At 41.5% G+C, this 17,171-nt stretch carries 18 protein-coding genes; 3 read left to right on the top strand and 15 right to left on the bottom strand.

Annotated features, from left to right (window positions below; all coding sequences use genetic code 11):
* Positions 1 to 34: 34 nt before the first annotated feature.
* Both C6Y03_RS05625 and C6Y03_RS05620 read left to right on the top strand, forming a co-directional pair.
* Positions 35 to 1,300, top strand: a complete 1,266-nt coding sequence (locus tag C6Y03_RS05625) for an L-lactate MFS transporter (RefSeq protein ID WP_106030611.1) — start codon at positions 35 to 37, stop codon at positions 1,298 to 1,300.
* Positions 1,301 to 1,382: 82 nt separating this feature from the next.
* Entirely contained in the window at positions 1,383 to 3,731 is a 2,349-nt protein-coding gene (locus tag C6Y03_RS05620; protein ID WP_106038979.1) for an FdhF/YdeP family oxidoreductase, read from the top strand.
* A 52-nt stretch (positions 3,732 to 3,783) separates the two neighbouring features.
* On the opposite strand, the gene C6Y03_RS05615 is transcribed toward C6Y03_RS05620, so the two are convergent.
* The 6 genes from C6Y03_RS05615 to C6Y03_RS05590 form a co-directional block, all read right to left on the bottom strand.
* Complete coding sequence (locus C6Y03_RS05615) at positions 3,784 to 4,458, bottom strand: VWA domain-containing protein (RefSeq protein ID WP_106038978.1); 675 nt, start codon at positions 4,456 to 4,458, stop codon at positions 3,784 to 3,786.
* 82 nt (positions 4,459 to 4,540) lie between these two features.
* Positions 4,541 to 5,239, bottom strand: a complete 699-nt coding sequence (locus C6Y03_RS05610; protein WP_080869567.1) for a VWA domain-containing protein — start codon at positions 5,237 to 5,239, stop codon at positions 4,541 to 4,543.
* A gap of 323 nt (positions 5,240 to 5,562) precedes the next feature.
* Entirely contained in the window at positions 5,563 to 6,588 is a 1,026-nt protein-coding gene (spoIID, locus tag C6Y03_RS05605) for a stage II sporulation protein D (RefSeq protein WP_034660277.1), read from the bottom strand.
* 254 nt (positions 6,589 to 6,842) lie between these two features.
* A complete protein-coding gene (gene murA / locus C6Y03_RS05600) occupies positions 6,843 to 8,150 on the bottom strand; it encodes a UDP-N-acetylglucosamine 1-carboxyvinyltransferase (RefSeq protein WP_034660278.1) in 1,308 nt (435 codons plus the stop codon).
* Between the two features lie 32 nt (positions 8,151 to 8,182).
* Positions 8,183 to 8,917 carry a YwmB family TATA-box binding protein gene (locus C6Y03_RS05595; protein ID WP_106038977.1) on the bottom strand — a complete coding sequence of 245 codons (735 nt, stop codon included), beginning with the start codon at positions 8,915 to 8,917 and terminating at the stop codon, positions 8,183 to 8,185.
* A gap of 128 nt (positions 8,918 to 9,045) precedes the next feature.
* Entirely contained in the window at positions 9,046 to 9,276 is a 231-nt protein-coding gene (locus tag C6Y03_RS05590) for a DUF1146 family protein (protein ID WP_034660280.1), read from the bottom strand.
* A gap of 137 nt (positions 9,277 to 9,413) precedes the next feature.
* Between C6Y03_RS05590 and C6Y03_RS05585 the strand changes: the two genes are divergently transcribed.
* Entirely contained in the window at positions 9,414 to 9,920 is a 507-nt protein-coding gene (locus C6Y03_RS05585; RefSeq protein WP_374955720.1) for a hypothetical protein, read from the top strand.
* A gap of 41 nt (positions 9,921 to 9,961) precedes the next feature.
* Here C6Y03_RS05585 and C6Y03_RS05580 read toward each other — a convergent pair whose 3' ends face one another.
* From C6Y03_RS05580 to C6Y03_RS05540, 9 genes are all read right to left on the bottom strand, one after another.
* Positions 9,962 to 10,357 carry a F0F1 ATP synthase subunit epsilon gene (locus C6Y03_RS05580; protein ID WP_034660282.1) on the bottom strand — a complete coding sequence of 132 codons (396 nt, stop codon included), beginning with the start codon at positions 10,355 to 10,357 and terminating at the stop codon, positions 9,962 to 9,964.
* Between the two features lie 24 nt (positions 10,358 to 10,381).
* Positions 10,382 to 11,803, bottom strand: a complete 1,422-nt coding sequence (atpD, locus tag C6Y03_RS05575; protein ID WP_034660283.1) for a F0F1 ATP synthase subunit beta — start codon at positions 11,801 to 11,803, stop codon at positions 10,382 to 10,384.
* A gap of 24 nt (positions 11,804 to 11,827) precedes the next feature.
* Positions 11,828 to 12,694 (bottom strand): F0F1 ATP synthase subunit gamma, encoded by an 867-nt coding sequence (locus tag C6Y03_RS05570; RefSeq protein ID WP_034660284.1) that lies wholly within the window; start codon positions 12,692 to 12,694, stop codon positions 11,828 to 11,830.
* A gap of 88 nt (positions 12,695 to 12,782) precedes the next feature.
* Positions 12,783 to 14,291: a F0F1 ATP synthase subunit alpha gene (atpA, locus tag C6Y03_RS05565; protein ID WP_106038976.1), complete on the bottom strand. Its 1,509-nt coding sequence runs from the start codon at positions 14,289 to 14,291 to the stop codon at positions 12,783 to 12,785.
* A gap of 16 nt (positions 14,292 to 14,307) precedes the next feature.
* Positions 14,308 to 14,853 (bottom strand): F0F1 ATP synthase subunit delta, encoded by a 546-nt coding sequence (locus C6Y03_RS05560; RefSeq protein WP_034660287.1) that lies wholly within the window; start codon positions 14,851 to 14,853, stop codon positions 14,308 to 14,310.
* Complete coding sequence (gene atpF, locus C6Y03_RS05555; RefSeq protein WP_034660288.1) at positions 14,850 to 15,371, bottom strand: F0F1 ATP synthase subunit B; 522 nt, start codon at positions 15,369 to 15,371, stop codon at positions 14,850 to 14,852. The genes C6Y03_RS05560 and atpF overlap by 4 nt, the downstream gene beginning before the upstream one ends.
* Positions 15,372 to 15,491: 120 nt before the next feature.
* On the bottom strand, positions 15,492 to 15,704 hold the full coding sequence (gene atpE / locus C6Y03_RS05550) for a F0F1 ATP synthase subunit C (protein WP_003214968.1): 213 nt from the start codon (positions 15,702 to 15,704) through the stop codon (positions 15,492 to 15,494).
* Between the two features lie 48 nt (positions 15,705 to 15,752).
* A complete protein-coding gene (gene atpB, locus C6Y03_RS05545; RefSeq protein ID WP_003215198.1) occupies positions 15,753 to 16,487 on the bottom strand; it encodes a F0F1 ATP synthase subunit A in 735 nt (244 codons plus the stop codon).
* Positions 16,488 to 16,494: 7 nt separating this feature from the next.
* Positions 16,495 to 16,878 (bottom strand): ATP synthase subunit I, encoded by a 384-nt coding sequence (locus C6Y03_RS05540; protein WP_024423731.1) that lies wholly within the window; start codon positions 16,876 to 16,878, stop codon positions 16,495 to 16,497.
* Positions 16,879 to 17,171 lie beyond the last annotated feature (293 nt).

The raw sequence follows: 17,171 nt of genomic DNA, 5'->3' as shown, positions 1-17,171 counted from the left end.
CAAACTTTTTGATTGCTTTATATGGGGGAACAAAATGAACAAATCGAAAAATCGCTGGCTCATTGCAACAAGTGCTGTAGGAATTCATTTATCTATTGGGTCTGTTTATGCTTGGAGTGTTTTTACGAATCCTTTACATCAAGCTTTTCAGTGGTCATTGACAGAAATAAGCTTGACCTTCAGTATTGCTATTTTATTTTTAGGATTATCTGCTGCTTTCATGGGGCATTTCGTTGAAAGGTATGGTCCAAGAGCATCGGGGCTTTTCTCAGCCATTTTCTTCGGTATCGGAATGACAGGATCAGGGTTCGCTGTCCACATGTCCTCACTCCCTCTCCTCTATTTATTTTATGGTGTACTCGCTGGGATAGGATTAGGGGTAGGTTACATTGCACCTGTATCAACTTTAGTGAAATGGTTTCCGGACCGAAGAGGACTTGCAACCGGCTTAGCTATTATGGGTTTTGGATTTGCTTCTCTTATTTGCAGCCCAATTATCCAATATCTCATTGAAAAAGTGAACATCGCAAATACCTTTTACATTCTTGGAATTTCCTATTTTATGATCATGGTGATCTCATCTCTTTATTTATCACCACCAACATCTGAAGACGTCAAACAGTTTGATGTGTTAAAAACAAATCAAAGAAAAATCCCTCAGGATTTATCACAGCTTACAGCAAATGAAGCGATCAAAACACGACGTTTTTATTATTTGTGGCTCATGCTCTTTATTAATATCACATGCGGAATTGCCATTATTTCAGTTGCATCGCCTCTTGCACAAGAAAGTGTTGGATTCACTGCAGGTGCTGCAGCTACCCTTGTTGGTATTTTAGGTGCTTTTAATGGTTTAGGGCGGATTGGCTGGGCATCCTTCTCAGATTATATCGGAAGGCCGAATACGTATACAATCTTCTTTAGTATCCAGCTCATTGCCTTTCCTTTACTCCCCTATTTAAAAGAACCGCTCGTCTTTTCAATCGTGATGGCGATCATTTATACGTGCTATGGAGGAGGGTTTGCTTCAATTCCAGCCTATATTGGGGATTTATTTGGCACGAAACAACTTGGTGCCATACACGGTTATATTCTGACTGCCTGGGCCGCTGCTGGTTTAGCTGGACCTTTATTTTCATCCTTTATTCGAGATATAACAGGTAACTACACGCAAAGTCTGATGGTGTTCTCTGGCTTATTTTTCATCGCTTTTATCATATCTCTTCTCATACGGAAAGATATTCAACAGCTTAGAGAAACAAACCTTACTGCTACTTCTTCTGTCTCAGCCCGACCTTAATTTGAATTTGACAGAATCACAATCTAAAGGTAATTTTTAGATATGAAAACGCTTCATAAAGTAATAGGAGGGTGATGATATCATGGGGAAAACAAAACATAAGGGGCCTATTAAGCTTAATAAAAAACCCTCACCAAAGCTATGGGCCTCTTTTGCGCCTATGGGGCTTGGAAAAGTAAAACCGAAACACATTCGAGATACGATGAAAGTGGCATGGGAAAACAAGGATAATCTCCCCTATGCATATCGTATTTTAACGCAGGGCGTGTGTGATGGCTGTGCCCTGGGTGTTTCAGGGTTATATGACCAAACGCTCGCAGGACCTCATATATGCACCACAAGACTAAATGTACTTCGTCTTAATACAATGCCAGCTATTGATCCAAAATGGTTCGAAGATATTCAACAGCTCAAACAAATGGACAGCACCTCTCTTCGCAAACTTGGCCGTATTCCTTATCCACTGATTCGAAAAAAAGGTGACAATGCCTTTACGCGTATTTCCTGGGATGATGCATTAGATCAAATCGCAGCTAAAATCAAATCAATTGATAAACGGCAGCTCGCTTTCTATTTAACGGCTAGAGGAATTACAAATGAAGTCTATTATACCGCTGCGAAGGCAGCTCGCTTTATCGGGACAAATCATATTGATAATGCGTCTCGCATTTGTCATTCACCGAGCAAAACCGCTCTTAAACGATCCCTTGGTATAGGAGCCTCCAGCTGTAATTACAACGATTGGATCGGAACGGATGTCTTAATTTTTTGGGGATCTGTCGCAGCAAACAATCAGCCCGTTTCCACTAAATATATGTATGCGGCGAAAAAGAAAGGAACCAAAATTATTGTCATCAATCCGTACAAAGAGCCTGCCATGGAAAAGTACTGGGTTCCCTCTATTCCAGAAAGTGCTCTATTCGGCACAAAAATCGCGGATGATTTCTATCAAGTCAATATAGGCGGCGATATTGCGTTTATGAACGGCGTCATCAAACATTGGTTTGACATGGAGCAGCATGCTCCCCATTCCGCTCTTGATCATGAATTTATTCAAGCCCATACTACCGGCATACAGGATTTAAAGCAGCATGCCGCACAGTTGAAGTGGGAGGACCTAGAAGCATCATCAGGCTTATCAAAAGAAAGAATGAAGGAATTTGCGATCCTCCTTGCCAATGCCAATTCAGGCGTTTTTATTTGGAGTATGGGTCTTACCCAGCACCGCTTTGCAACTGATAATATATCACAGGTCGCCAACCTTGCTATGTTACGTGGATTTATTGGCAGGAAACATTGTGGTGTCATGCCAATTCGGGGGCATAGCGGCGTTCAAGGTTCTGGTGAAATGGGTGCTGATCCATTCGTTTTGCCGGGCAGTGATTTTGATGAAGAGAATATTGAAAGAATCGAAAAAATTTGGGGGTTTGACATTCCGAAATGGCATGGTGACACCATTGGGCAATCCTTTGAGAAAATGGCTCTCCCAAAAGAACATCCGCAAAAACTCAAAATGCTGTTTACGAGCGGCGGAAACTTTTTAGAAACGATGCCAAATCCAGAAGCGATCGAAAAAGCTTTATCTGAGCTTGAACTCCGTGTCCATCAAGATATCATTTTGAATACCTCTACACTTGTAGAGGCAGAAGAGACGGTAATTGTTCTGCCTGCTATGACAAGGTATGAACAGCCAGGAGGCGGTACATCCACTAGTACGGAACGCATGGTATATTTCAGTCCAGAAATTGAAGGACCTCGTATTGAGGAAGCCAGATCAGAATGGGACATTTATATTGATCTTGCAAAAAGAGTCCGGCCAGAAGATGCTGAGCTGATTCATTTCGAAACGGCTGAAGACATTCGCCGTGAGATTGCGGTCGCAAATCGAAACTATGACGGCATCCAGCATTTGCGTCATAAAGGAGACGTTTTTCAATGGGGTGGCGCATGGCTATGTGAAGACGGGGAGTGTCCAACACCGGACGGCAAAGGACATCTTCTTCCTGCCCAGCTGCCTCAATACCGAAAAACGGAAGGACATTTTAATATCACGACAAGAAGAGGAAAGCAATTCAACTCCATGATCTATAGTGAAAAGGATGCCTTTAATGGTGGGAAGCGTCATTCTATCTTGATGAATAACGAAGATGCAAAAGAACTTTATGTCCAAGAAGGTGATCCAGTTGTCTTGTTTAATCAATATGGGACCTATCAAGGAGTGGCTCAATTCGGGGATTTGAAACGTGGCAATATCGCTGTTTATTGGCCTGAAGGGAACGTTTTAATTCCAAAGGGTGTGTATGAGAGCTACTCACAGATTCCCGAGTATAATACGGCGGCCATATTAGAAAAAGCCGAAACTTTTCATGCAAGAAAAGATCAGCACTACGTGGAGAAACGAATTGATGAATTAGAAACTACTTTGAATTGATCTTCAACTAAAAAACAGCTGGGGAAAACAATCCCCAGCTCCCATTCATATCCTACTGACCAAAAGCGCTCGCTTCATTTTGTAGAATGTGATTCAATTCTTCGGCATTCGCAGCCGGTTGATATTGTCCACCACCCGCTTTTGCAACAGACTTTAGACTTTTTGCTTCTTTTTCATTCACGTCAAAGCCGATGATATTGACAATGGTGTCAATTCCGTCTTCATGTAATTCCTTTGCTGCTTGTGAAGGGCTTCCTCCACAAGTTTCTTTACCATCACTGACGACATAGACAATATTTTTTCCTTCAGCCTGGTGATCTTCAAAATCTTGTTTCGTATCTGTTAATGCTTTTGCAAGTGGTGTCCAGCCGGTCGGCTTATACACATTCAGTGCTTGCTGAAATGTTGATGGCTCATATGATCCAAATCCGTAAACGGCTTCAGAGCTTCCACAAGAAACTGCTTTTCCTGCATTTTTATTGGTTCCTTCATGACCAAACACACGTAGCAGGACTTGTGTATCTTCTGATAAAATACTTGCGAAGCTTTGAATAGAACGTTTGGCGATATCGATTTTCTTTTCGTCTTCAACTGATTGTGCCATGCTGCCGCTTAAATCAAGTAATATCACCACATGAGCAGGCTCCTGTTTTGTCACAGCATGAGCTGGTGAAGAAAGAAGCAGGACAAGACTAGCCAAAATGGTTAATACAATATTTCGTTTCATTCATAAAAACCTCCCTTTTTACATTTGTACAGAAAAAGAGAAACGATAGCATACATCAATCGTTTCCCTTTTGTTCAGCAAGTTATTCGTGTAGTTTTAATGATTCTGCCGACAAGATAGAACCCATTTCTTTACCAGTGCTTGCTTGGTAGTATTGGCCTTTACCCGCTTTGGCTACTTGCTTCAATTGACCTTCATAGCCATCGTTAAAGTCTAATCCGATCACATTAACAACAGTCGATCCTTTTGAGTTATGCAATTCTTTTGCTACTTTTACTGGATCTCCGCCACAAGTTTCTTCACCATCAGTGATTAGGTACACAATATGTTTTGTTCCACCATTAAGCTGTTCATCCGTTTGCTTTGCATTTTCAAGAGCACGAGCAATCGGTGTCCAGCCATTTGGTCCAAGTCCGTTTAAAGAGTTTTCAAAGCTTTCTTTTTCGTAAGGCTGTACGCCATAAACGCCTCTAATGACTTCACATGATTGAGCTTTACCTGAATTTTTGTTGTTACCTTCAGAGCCAAACAAGCTCATACGAATTTTAGCGTCTTTTGGAAGTGACTGAGCAAATTTAAATACCTCTTGTTTTGCGAGGTCAAATTTGCGTTCTCCCTCTACTTTTCTTGCCATGCTTCCACTTGCATCAAGTAAGATAGTAACTCTTACATCTTTGTTATGTTTTTTGACTGTAGATGCTTTTGCAAATACTGGTGAAGAGATTGACATAGATAATGTCAATACAGCTAAGGTTACGAGTGTAAATACTTTTTTCAACATCATTTTTCCTTCCTCCTTATGTATTTAATTGAAACATCTTAATCGTAAAATATTCTGTCTTAGAATGGTATAGGACTCGGTCCCTTTTTCTCTTTCATCAAAATCACTAAAAATCTGTCAGTTGTCTAGATATATTCACCTAACACATCATTTTTTCTTTTGTTTTCTCCTTCTTTCGAGGTGCTTTGTATCGGCCATCGGTTCTTGTCGGGACGTAAATGTTTAAGATTTCCTGAGGTGCGTCTTAAGTCGCAAATTGACACATTCTGTTCAAACCTCTTGGAACACAAAAAAAGATGCCCCATTTCTGAGGCAACTTTGCTTTATTTTTTAGCCATATACGTGTTGAGAAAACGTTCAGCTGATTCAATTTGAATCCCTTTATAATAATGTTTCACGATAGCCTCTACTTTTTTGCCTGACTGTGCCATATAGTGCGCACCATACTGACTCATTCCAACCCCATGGCCATACCCTTTTGTCGTAATGATAATTTGCTGGCCCTGTCGTTCCCATGTAAAGTCCGCTGAATGAAGTCCTAGTGACTCTCGAATGTCTCTGCCTGTCAGTGTTTTACCGTTTATTACGGCTTTCGCTACTTGATTTCCTGGCGTCCGTTCTACTATCTGTCCTACCTGAGCCTGCTGAGTGAGCGTCACACCTAATTTTTGCTGAAATTCACTAACTGTGATGGTTTTCTTATTTTGAAATTTTGGCGATTTTTCGTCCCATTTACTTGAGACACTTTTCAAATATGGGATTTCGTTTTTCCAATAAGCTTCGGCATTTTCCGTTTTTCCGTTACTTGTTGAAAAGAATGAGGCATCAATTGGCTTCTCATCATAAGTCAGCACTTTTCCTTGTGTGCTGGCGACAGCTTCTGTGACTTTTTTTAACTTCCAATTGTACGCTTTCCCCCAAATTTTCTTGAGTTCCTGCTTGTTTTTATAAACTTGGAACATTTGGGTGTCATCTACAAGAGAGCCCTTTGGTGATTTGACAGTCTTATCGATGATCATTTGTCTGACGATATACGTTCTTGCAGCGAGTGCCTGTGCCTTGAGTGCTTCCATTTCAAAATCAGCTGGCATTTCAGACGCTACGACACCGATCACATACTCTTCTAAGGGGATGTTTTCTACCTGCTGATGAGCTGAACGATAGACGGGGATAGCGACGGGTGATTGCTTCAATTTGACTGTACCCTTCACTTCTTTTTTAACTGATGGCTCCGCTGATACATGCTGGCTTACCTCCGGTTTCCCTTGAAACGTCGGCAACACAAGTAAAGTTGGAATCATTAAAATAATGATGCATATTCCTGCGATTGTCCATATCATTGGTTTCATATTTGGCTGCCCCCATTTGTCATTGAATCTCTTTTATCCTATGGGCGGGGACAAGCTAATATGACAGCTTCTTTCATTCAGTGGACAAGTCTTTTGATGAAGATATGAGGCTGTTTATCAACTGATTTTACTGTTCGTCTTTATGAATAAAATTTAAGATGGTTGGATACACTAATGATAAGCTTTAAAAATAAAGCATTCTATGATTCTAAAAAAAATCAGCATGCCCTATGGACACACTGATTTCTTTATGATTACGCGTTCAGATCTGATACAACTTGTTCTTGTGTCACATCTGCTGTTTCATCGTTTACTCTTTCAATATCTGCACCGATTGCTGCAAGCTTCTGGTGGAAGTTCACATAACCACGATCGATATGTTTCAACTCAGTGACACGTGTATGACCTTCTGCTACTAATCCAGCAAGTACAAGTGCTGCTCCTGCTCTTAAATCAGTCGCTGATACTTCAGCACCTTGAAGTTGAACCGGCCCGTTGATAATCACAGAGCGACCCTCAATTTTAATATCGCCATTCATGCGGCGGAATTCTTCAGCATGCATAAAGCGGTTTTCAAACACCGTTTCTGTAATCATACTTGTTCCGTTCGCACGAAGCAATAGCGCCATCATCTGAGATTGCATATCCGTTGGGAAACCAGGATGTGGCATTGTTTTTAGATCGATTGGCTTGAGCTCAGATGGTCCAATGACTCTTAAACCTTCTTCTTCTTCAATGATCTGAATACCCATTTCTTCCATTTTTGCTACAAGTGATGTCATGTGCTCTGGCACTGCGCCCTTTACAAGAACATTTCCTTCTGTAATAGCTGCTGCCACCATGAAAGTACCTGCTTCAATTCTGTCAGGGATGATGTTGTGTTTTGCACCGTGAAGTGTTTCCACACCTTCGATTTTGATTGTACCAGTACCAGCTCCGCGAACCTTACCGCCCATGGCATTGATGTAGTTTGCCAAATCAACAATTTCAGGTTCTTTTGCTACGTTTTCTAAAATCGTTGTTCCTTCAGCTAATGCTGCTGCCATGATGATGTTTTCAGTTGCACCGACACTTGGGAAATCCAAATAGATTTTCGCACCTTTTAAACGGCCTTTTACTTCAGCCTCGATGAAACCATTTCCTACTTGAATTTTAGCTCCCATTGCTTCAAAGCCTTTTAAATGCTGGTCAATTGGTCTTGAACCAATCGCACAGCCTCCAGGTAATGCAACTCTTGCATGACCTGTTCTTGCTAAAAGTGGTCCCATGACGAGCACAGACGCTCGCATTTTACGGACATACTCAAACGGAGCCTCAGTTTCTAGTGCATGAGATGCATCCACTGATACTTCGTTATTTTCAAAATGTACTTCTGCTCCTAAATGACGTAACACTTCATTGATTGTATATACATCGGAGAGCGTAGGTACATCACAAATTACGCTTTTTTCTGTACTTGCTAACAAAGATGCAGCGATAACTGGTAAAACGGCATTTTTTGCGCCTTCTACTTTAACTGTGCCGTTTAACTTTTGACCGCCGCGGACGATGATTTTTTCCAAGGTCTTCCCCTCCGCGTCCCAAATTCTCTATATTAATATTCAGTCGTTACGATTGGTGTGCCAACCGTAATCGTATGATTTTCGTTCATTTCCGAACTTCTGATGGCAATTTGAACATTCATTTTATCATTTGAAGTCATAATGAACTGTTCCCACTTATCTGTGTAAGCGGAAAGCGACACAAAATTAGACTCAACGAGATACTCAACTGGTTTTGCTTGAAATTCATTTGCTAACGTTTCAGCTTTTTTTTGCAAAACAACATCCATCATACCATTTGCATGACCATCGAGACAAGTAAAAATTACAAATTTCTCTTGTAATATGCTTTTTGCATGACGTACGAACTGATCATATGTATGCTCCCAGGTATTCAGTGGGCGAGCACCTTTTTGCTCATATAATAAATACGACTTTTGATTGGATTTTGTGTCGGTCTTCACGAGTAAAATTTTCGATAAAGTATCATTTTTTTCATCTTTGTAAATTCCTGTGACTTTGGTGACATGTTTCTCTTCTTTTTCGGTCCACTCATACTGTCGTAGTTCGTCTTTCAAACGTTGCACTTTTTTTGAAAATTGATCGGATGAAATGTCTACATTTGTTTTGGCGTGAAGGGTCCATCCATCTACTTCAATTTGCTGGTTTTTCAGACCTTCTGCTATTTGGGCGAGCGGAGAAGATTCTTCCGCACGAACACCTTGAATCATCAGAACAAAAAAAAGAATAAACGCAAATAATGGCCAACCTTTTACATACTTTCTCACTTGTCATTCCCCCTTGCTACAAGTGTTGCCGCAAGGAGGTCTATGCATACGTGGAAAAGTCATCAAAGACCATACTTTTGACGCTTCTTTTTACGTTCCCGCATAAGGCAGTGACCAAACCTTTTATGTTAGAACATATAAGGAATTTGTCTAGAGAAATTTAAGTAATCAAGGAAGAAATTGCTGACTGCAGATGCGATGGCAATGGTAATGAGCATCATCAGCAATCTTGCCTGAACGATTTTCCCTTTTTTAATCAGTGGATCAATATTTACGGCAAGCAATGCCCACCATGTAACCGCAATAAAAAACAGGTGGATCACAATACTCACGATGGCTTGTTGTCCTACGTCTTCCATATAGTTGAATCCTCCTTTTATTTATTTCTGTAAAGGAAAACTCCCTTTCATTATATCCTCGAAAATCGGAAAGATGAATCATTTGGAAAAAAGAGCTACATTTAGAGTAAATCCCCTCTTATCCTGGTGCCAAGGAGATGATATACTGCGTGTGGAAGGAGCTGAACACATTGAAAGATTCTTTTCCTGACTTTGTTGATTTGTACGGAGAACTGGTTCCCTCATTTGATCATGAATGGGAGGCCATTGCTTTCTACTTTGATTATAGACAGACACAGCTAGAAGAATTAGCGCAATTGTGTCATTTTCATAACATTTCTTTGGATTATTCTGAGGAAAGCCTGTATCAGTTAGAATCACTATACTTTGATGCATTTACCAAGCAGCTGTTTGCTGAGTGGAAAATGCCAATAGATGCATTAGAAGCGATGATGAGTGTGTATATGGGAGAAGTTGTCCTCCGTCATCATTCAGATGCTGACTGGGTAGTACGGCCTTATATGGACTCTCCGCATCAATATACGCTTGGTTTGCGCCGGCACAATAAAACGTGGCATAGTACGCAGTTTTGCGAGCACTTATATCTTGAAAAACAGGATTCTCACCCGTATGTGTCGATGTACCAATCTCTCATGTCATTCTAAAAAAATCCTTCTTATCACAATGATAAGAAGGATTTTCTGTTTTATTTCCCTGCTACATTTAAACGGTTTAACGCCCGTTTTAATGCGAGTTCCGCCCGGCGTACATCACTTTCATTCGGGTGGTTCAAATGCTCTTCAGCACGCTGTTTCGCTGATTTAGCACGATCGACATCAACTTTATCTGATGTTTCAGCGGCCTGAGCAAGAATGGTTACTTGTTCAGGGCGAACTTCAACAAATCCGCCACTTACTGCAACCAATTCAGTTGATCCACTATGTTTTAAGCGAACTGCACCGATTTTTAGCGGAGCAACCATTGGAACGTGGCCAGCTAAAATACCAAGCTCACCGCTTTCTGCTCTGACACTGACCATTTCCACATCCGCTTCATACACTGGGCCGTCGGGAGTAACGATATTGACTTGAACGGTCTTCATGCTTTTACCCTCCTAAGGACCAGATTAGGCCTCTACACCCATCTCTTTGGCTTTTTCAACCACTTCTTCAATGCGTCCAACTAAGCGGAATGCATCTTCTGGAAGGTGATCGTATTTACCAGATAAGATTTCCTTGAAGCCTTTAACAGTTTCTTTCAATGGCACATAAGAACCTTTTTGGCCAGTGAACTGCTCTGCTACGTGGAAGTTTTGAGATAGGAAGAATTGAACACGACGTGCTCTGTGTACCACAAGCTTATCGTCCTCAGATAATTCATCCATACCTAAAATGGCAATGATATCTTGTAGTTCTTTATAACGCTGCAATGTTTGCTGCACTTCACGCGCAATGGCATAATGCTCTTCACCAACGATCTCAGGTGCAAGTGCACGAGATGTTGAAGCAAGAGGATCAACCGCTGGGTAAATACCCATTTCAGTCAGCTTACGCTCAAGGTTTGTCGTTGCATCAAGGTGAGCGAACGTTGTTGCTGGAGCTGGATCCGTATAGTCATCCGCAGGTACATAGATCGCTTGAATCGATGTAACCGATCCTACGTTTGTAGACGTGATACGTTCTTGCAGCTGACCCATTTCTGTTGCAAGTGTCGGCTGATAACCTACCGCTGAAGGCATACGTCCAAGTAGAGCTGATACTTCAGAGCCTGCTTGTGTAAAACGATAGATATTATCGATGAAGAACAATACGTCTTGACCTAGTTCATCACGGAAATGCTCTGCCATTGTCAAACCAGTTAGGGCAACACGCATACGTGCACCTGGCGGCTCGTTCATTTGACCGAAGACCATGGCTGTTTTTTCGATAACGCCAGAATCTTTCATTTCGTAGTAAAGGTCGTTTCCTTCACGTGTACGCTCTCCAACACCAGCGAATACAGAAATACCGCCGTGTTCTTGTGCGATGTTGTTGATCAATTCTTGAATCAGAACGGTTTTACCTACACCGGCTCCACCGAATAGACCGATCTTTCCACCCTTGATGTAAGGAGCAAGAAGGTCAACAACTTTGATACCTGTTTCAAGAATTTCAACTTCAGTAGAAAGTTGATCAAAAGAAGGCGCTTGTCTGTGGATTGGATCTCTTTGAGCTTCCACACCAAGTGGCTCATCTAAGTCAATGTTATCTCCCAGTACGTTGAATACACGTCCAAGTGTTACGTTACCAACTGGTACTGAAATTGGTTTTCCAAGGTCTACAGCTTCCATACCGCGCTTCACACCGTCTGTTGATGCCATTGCGATGGTTCTGACTGTATTATCACCTAAATGTAGTGCTACTTCTAAAGTTAAGTCGATAGTAACTTCACTTTCGCTTTCCGCTTTATGCGAAACTCTGATCGCATTATAAATCTCAGGCAAGTGACCGTCTTCAAAATGAACGTCTACGACTGGTCCCATGATCTGACTGATGCGTCCTGTTTTCATTGCATTCCCTCCTGACAATTATTTCTATTCTAAGGCAGCTGCTCCGCCGACAATTTCTGTAATCTCTTGTGTAATCGCTGCTTGACGAGCACGGTTATAAGAGAGTGTCAGGTTGTCGATCAATTCTTTTGCGTTGTCTGTTGCACTCTTCATTGCTGTCATCCTTGCAGCATGTTCACTTGCTTTGCTGTCAAGAAGCGCACCGAAAATCAAACTCTCTGCATATTGAGGAAGGAGAACTTCAAGAATTTCTTCTTCAGAAGGCTCAAACTCATAAGATGCGGAACGTTTATTTGGTGTCGCTGCGGCCGAAAGGTCCGTTAGCGGCAATAATTTCTTCTCTGTTACTTCTTGTGAAATGGCACTGACAAAGTGGTTGTAGAACATGTAAAGTTCGTCAAACGCTTCATCAGAGAACATTTGAACTGTACTGCTTGCTAATTCTTTAATATCAGCAAACGCTACTTCGTCTCCAAGCCCTGTTACTTCAGAAATAACTGGAATACCGCGCTTTTTGAAGAAGTCGCGTCCGATTTTACCAATCACAATCACCGCATATTCATCAGCGGATTGATGACGAGATTGAATGGTTTGGTAAGCGGCACGCAAAATCGAGCTGTTAAAAGGTCCTGCAAGCCCCCGATCAGATGTAATGACGAGATACCCTGTTTTCTTGACAGGTCTTGAAAGAAGCATTGGGTGCTTAGCACTTGTTCCAGTTGCGATTGCAGCAACCACTTCCTGGATTTTCTCCATGTAAGGAACAAAAGACTTCGCATTGTTTTCAGCACGATTCAGTTTCGCAGCTGATACCATTTGCATCGCTTTTGTGATCTGACTCGATTTTTTCGTTGACGTGATCCTTGACTTTATATCGCGTAATGAGGCCAAAGATTTCACCACCTTTTTTCAGGAATCCGTGTTCATTTACGTGAAAAGAGAGAAAAAGAGAATCTTTTTCTCTCGGAAAGATTACTAATTAGTTGCTTGGTGCAAACGTACGTTTAAAGCCTTCGATTGCTGTATTCCACTCTTCATCAGCAGGCATGTTTCCTGTTTGAGAGATGGTGTCAAACAAGTCTTTATGGTTTTCTTCAATGTACATGAATAACTCAGCTTCAAAACGTTTGACATCAGCAATCGCGACATCGTCTAAGTATCCTCTTGTGAGTGCATAAAGAATCGCTACTTGTTTTTCAACTTTAAGCGGTTTGTTCAAGTCTTGTTTTAAGACTTCAACTGTTCTAGCACCACGGTTTAATTTTGCTTGAGTCGCTTGGTCTAGATCAGATCCAAACTGAGCGAATGCTTCAAGCTCACGATAAGAAGCAAGATCCAGACGAAGTGTACCTGCTACCTTTTTCATCGCTTTGATTTGTGCAGAACCACCTACACGAGATACAGACAATCCTGCGTTTACTGCTGGACGTACGCCTGAGAAGAAGAGATCAGATTGTAAGAAAATCTGTCCATCTGTGATTGAAATAACGTTTGTTGGGATATATGCAGAGATATCGCCAGCTTGCGTTTCTACGAAAGGCAATGCTGTGATAGATCCGCCACCCTTTTCGTCACTAAGCTTCGCTGCACGCTCTAATAAACGAGAGTGAAGATAGAAAACATCACCAGGGAATGCCTCACGACCTGGAGGACGGCGAAGCAATAATGAAAGCTCACGGTAAGCTGCCGCTTGTTTAGAAAGGTCATCATATACAACAAGTACGTGCTTGCTGTTATACATGAATTCCTCACCCATCGTTACACCTGCATAAGGAGCAAGGTAAAGAAGCGGGGCTGGCTGTGATGCAGAAGCTGTGACTACGATTGTGTAATCAAGCGCACCATGCTTACGAAGTGTTTCAACAACACCACGAACCGTTGATTCTTTTTGTCCGATCGCTACATAAATACAGATCATGTCTTGATCTTTTTGGTTTAGGATCGTATCAATTGCAACAGATGTTTTACCTGTTTGACGGTCACCAATGATCAATTCACGCTGTCCGCGTCCGATTGGAATCAAGGCATCAATTGCTTTAATCCCTGTTTGAAGCGGCTCATGTACAGATTTACGATCCATAACGCCTGGTGCTTCACTTTCGATTGGACGAGTTTTGCTCGTTAAGATTGGACCTAGTCCATCAACAGGCTGACCAAGTGGGTTCACAATACGTCCGATTAATTCTTCACCTACTGGAACCTCCATGATACGACCTGTACGTTTTACATCGTCACCTTCACGGATATCTTTGTAAGGTCCTAAAATCACTATACCTACGTTAGACTCCTCAAGGTTTTGAGCCATACCCATTACACCGTTAGAGAACTCAACCAGCTCTCCTGCCATAATGTTGTCAAGGCCATGTACACGCGCGATACCGTCCCCTACTTGAATGACTGTACCGACATCTTTTACTTCAATTTCAGATTGATAGTTTTGGATTTGCTGCTTTATCAGCGCGCTAATCTCTTCAGCTTTGATACTCACTAAGGTTTCACCCCTTCTAACGATTTTCGCCTGCAAGCTGACGTTCAATGCGGGAAAGCTTTCCGCTGACACTGCCGTCATAAATGCGGTTTCCGATACGGATTTTCACTCCGCCTATTAGATCCTTGTCAATCACATTTTCAACACGCAGTGATGTGACTCCGGCTTTTTTGGCAAATACTTCAGATAAAGATTGAATTTCAGCGCCGCTCAGCGGTTTCACTGAATACACGACCGCATCGTCTATTTGTTTCGTGCGGTTTGCAAGTTTCACAAACTCAGACGTCATTTCAGAGAAAATATTCGTGCGTCCGCGGTCAATCAATAAATACATTGTGTGCAATACATGTGTCGAAACACCTTTGAAAGCTTCTGCAATCAAATGTTTCTTTTTATCTGCCGTAATCTTTGGATGAACAAGAAAGTCATTCAATTCTTGGTCAGCCTTTAGAACTTTTTTGATCTCATTCAGCTCTTTTTCAGTTTCGTCTACTGCCGAAGAAGCAAGAACGATGTCAAAAAGAGCAGAAGCGTAACGCTTAGAGACAATAGTCACGCTCATCGGCTTTCGCCTGCCTCTTTAAGATACTCTTGAATCAATTTCTCTTGTGCTTGCTCATCAAGTTCTCTTTCAATCACTTTAGATGCAATGAGTACAGATAGTGATGCAACCTGCTCGCGCAGTGCAGCCACAGCTTGTTCTTTTTCTTTCACGATTTCAGTTCTAGCAGACTCTTTCAAGCGCTCTGACTCTTGACGTGCTGCTTGAATGATCTCTTCTTTTTGTTTCTCACCAATCTTTTTCGCATTTTCGATGAGTGTATGTGATTCTTCGCGTGCTTCTTTCAATAAGACACGTTGTTCTTCAAGAAGCTTTTCAGCTTGAACGTGCTTTTGTTCAGCACTTGAAATTTCATTTCCTATATAATCTTCACGCTGCTTCATAATACCTAATAAAGGTTTAAGCGCAAATTTCTTTAAAAGTGCAAGCAGGATGAGCATAGCGATAAGCTGGAATAACATATCCCCGGCGTTGAAACTTAAGCCACCTGCTCCTAAAACCACTGGTAACTGAGACATTTAGTACGGCAACTCCCTTCTTTAAATAATATGTTAAGAAACAAAACATAAAGGAATGGCGAAGTTTCGAACTAATCTGATCTTCGCCATTAAAATTCATATTAGAACGCTTCTCACATATTAACCAAAGAATGCCAAGAATGCGATAACGACAGCGATAATTGGAAGTGCCTCAACTAAAGCGACCCCGATGAACATAAGTGTTCTTAGTTCTCTACCAGCTTCTGGCTGACGAGCGATTCCTTCAACTGTTTTAGATACGATTAGACCGTTACCAATACCTGCTCCTAGTGCTCCCAAACCGATTGCAATTGCTGCTGCTATTAAATTCATTAAAAAGCTCCTCCTTTAAAATAACGTCCTTTTTGGACTCTCAATTTTTTAGTGTTCATCGCTGACTTTATGGGAAATGTACACCATTGTCAGCATGGTGAAGATAAATGCTTGGATTGTTCCGACAAACAAACTGAATGCCTGCCATACAATCATCGGCACGATGGCACCTAATGTACCAACGATACCAAGTGCAATGTTTTGCGTGTAGAAATTGGTCGCAAGTCCTGCAAGCAAACCAAGAAGAATCTCTCCAGCAAAAATGTTTCCATAAAGACGCAAACCAAGTGTTAGCGTGTTTGCAAATTCTTCAATAAGTTTCAATGGTACTAAAAGCGGAATTGGTCTGAAGTAGTCTTTCGTATATTCCTTGACTCCTTTTGCCTTGACACCGTAGTAATGTGTCAATCCCATGACCATAATCGCTAGTGTCATTGTGATTGCAGGGTCTGCTGTTGGTGATTTCCACCACAAGTTGTGATCGACCGTAATCGAGAATGGCAGTCCAAGCATGTTTGAAACAAATATGTACATGAGTAATGTAACGCCAAGCGCTAGAAATGGGGCTCCTGTTTTCATGTCCATCGAACTACCTATGATATTTCGAACAAAATCAACAATCCATTCCATGAAGTTCTGCGCCTTTGTCGGACGAATAGACAGAACACGAGTAGTCAGCACCGCTATGAGAAGAACGATGATACTAGCAATCGTAATCATGAGAACATTGGATAAGTTGAACGTTAACCCTAAAAATTCTGTAGTTTTTGAACTGTGACCCAAAGAGTATTCACCTCTCTTCCATAGTAGAACGTTTAAGTTGAATGAAGGAATCTATCATAATGACAGGATATATTGTCATTAATCCTATAACAACACCTGCCAGATGAACTTCATTAGGGTAACGCCAAGCAATCGCTACTGCGAGAATTGCGTTGGCCCACCTGGCTGTACTTCCCATTGAACGAATGGATTTTCCTTTTTTAACCGCTCGATCAAAAGCGTGCATTCTCCGTATAAGTAGGAATAAATTAAAGAAAGCAAAAATTGTGCCGATAATGAAACCAAGAAACAGTGGTTTAAAACCAGGCATGGCATAGCCAAACACAAAAATTGCCAATAGATAGAACATATATTTACTCTGTCTGCGGAAAATCGCGTTTGGATCGTTCATTCATCTGACTCCCGATGAAAAATATTGTAAAAAAGGTGATAATTGGTGATGAAAACTGCGTAGAAGACGCTTATGATAAGCAGTCCTGTTCGAAAAAAATCAATCACCCATCGGTCTAATTGCACAATCAGACTTGAAATCTAAAGATCTATGGGATGCTGCTTCATTCGCTGATACAAACCCTGATAATTAAAGGGTTCACAATGAGGATTAGTAGAGTGCTATAGGCTATGAAAACCTTACCATAATACCCTCGTTTAGCATACAATAGCGTCTATGATGTGTCAATCCGT

It is taken from the genome of Bacillus sp. LNXM65 (genome assembly GCF_002998575.1).
GTDB lineage: Bacteria > Bacillota > Bacilli > Bacillales > Bacillaceae > Bacillus.
The sequence above is the reverse complement of the archived record's forward strand: the minus strand, read 5'-3'. Positions and strand labels throughout refer to the sequence as shown.

Excerpts from the sequence above, each read along its gene's own strand:
- C6Y03_RS05625 (WP_106030611.1), top strand. The coding sequence starts at position 35 with ATGAACAAATCGAAAAATCGCTGGCTCATTGCAACAAGTGCTGTAGGA.
- C6Y03_RS05620 (WP_106038979.1), top strand. The coding sequence starts at position 1,383 with ATGGGGAAAACAAAACATAAGGGGCCTATTAAGCTTAATAAAAAACCC.
- C6Y03_RS05615 (WP_106038978.1), bottom strand. The coding sequence starts at position 4,458 with ATGAAACGAAATATTGTATTAACCATTTTGGCTAGTCTTGTCCTGCTT.
- C6Y03_RS05610 (WP_080869567.1), bottom strand. The coding sequence starts at position 5,239 with ATGTTGAAAAAAGTATTTACACTCGTAACCTTAGCTGTATTGACATTA.
- spoIID (WP_034660277.1), bottom strand. The coding sequence starts at position 6,588 with ATGAAACCAATGATATGGACAATCGCAGGAATATGCATCATTATTTTA.
- C6Y03_RS05590 (WP_034660280.1), bottom strand. The coding sequence starts at position 9,276 with ATGGAAGACGTAGGACAACAAGCCATCGTGAGTATTGTGATCCACCTG.
- C6Y03_RS05585 (WP_374955720.1), top strand. The coding sequence starts at position 9,414 with ATGATATACTGCGTGTGGAAGGAGCTGAACACATTGAAAGATTCTTTT.
- C6Y03_RS05580 (WP_034660282.1), bottom strand. The coding sequence starts at position 10,357 with ATGAAGACCGTTCAAGTCAATATCGTTACTCCCGACGGCCCAGTGTAT.
- atpD (WP_034660283.1), bottom strand. The coding sequence starts at position 11,803 with ATGAAAACAGGACGCATCAGTCAGATCATGGGACCAGTCGTAGACGTT.
- C6Y03_RS05560 (WP_034660287.1), bottom strand. The coding sequence starts at position 14,853 with ATGAGCGTGACTATTGTCTCTAAGCGTTACGCTTCTGCTCTTTTTGAC.
- atpF (WP_034660288.1), bottom strand. The coding sequence starts at position 15,371 with ATGTCTCAGTTACCAGTGGTTTTAGGAGCAGGTGGCTTAAGTTTCAAC.
- atpE (WP_003214968.1), bottom strand. The coding sequence starts at position 15,704 with ATGAATTTAATAGCAGCAGCAATTGCAATCGGTTTGGGAGCACTAGGA.
- C6Y03_RS05540 (WP_024423731.1), bottom strand. The coding sequence starts at position 16,878 with ATGAACGATCCAAACGCGATTTTCCGCAGACAGAGTAAATATATGTTC.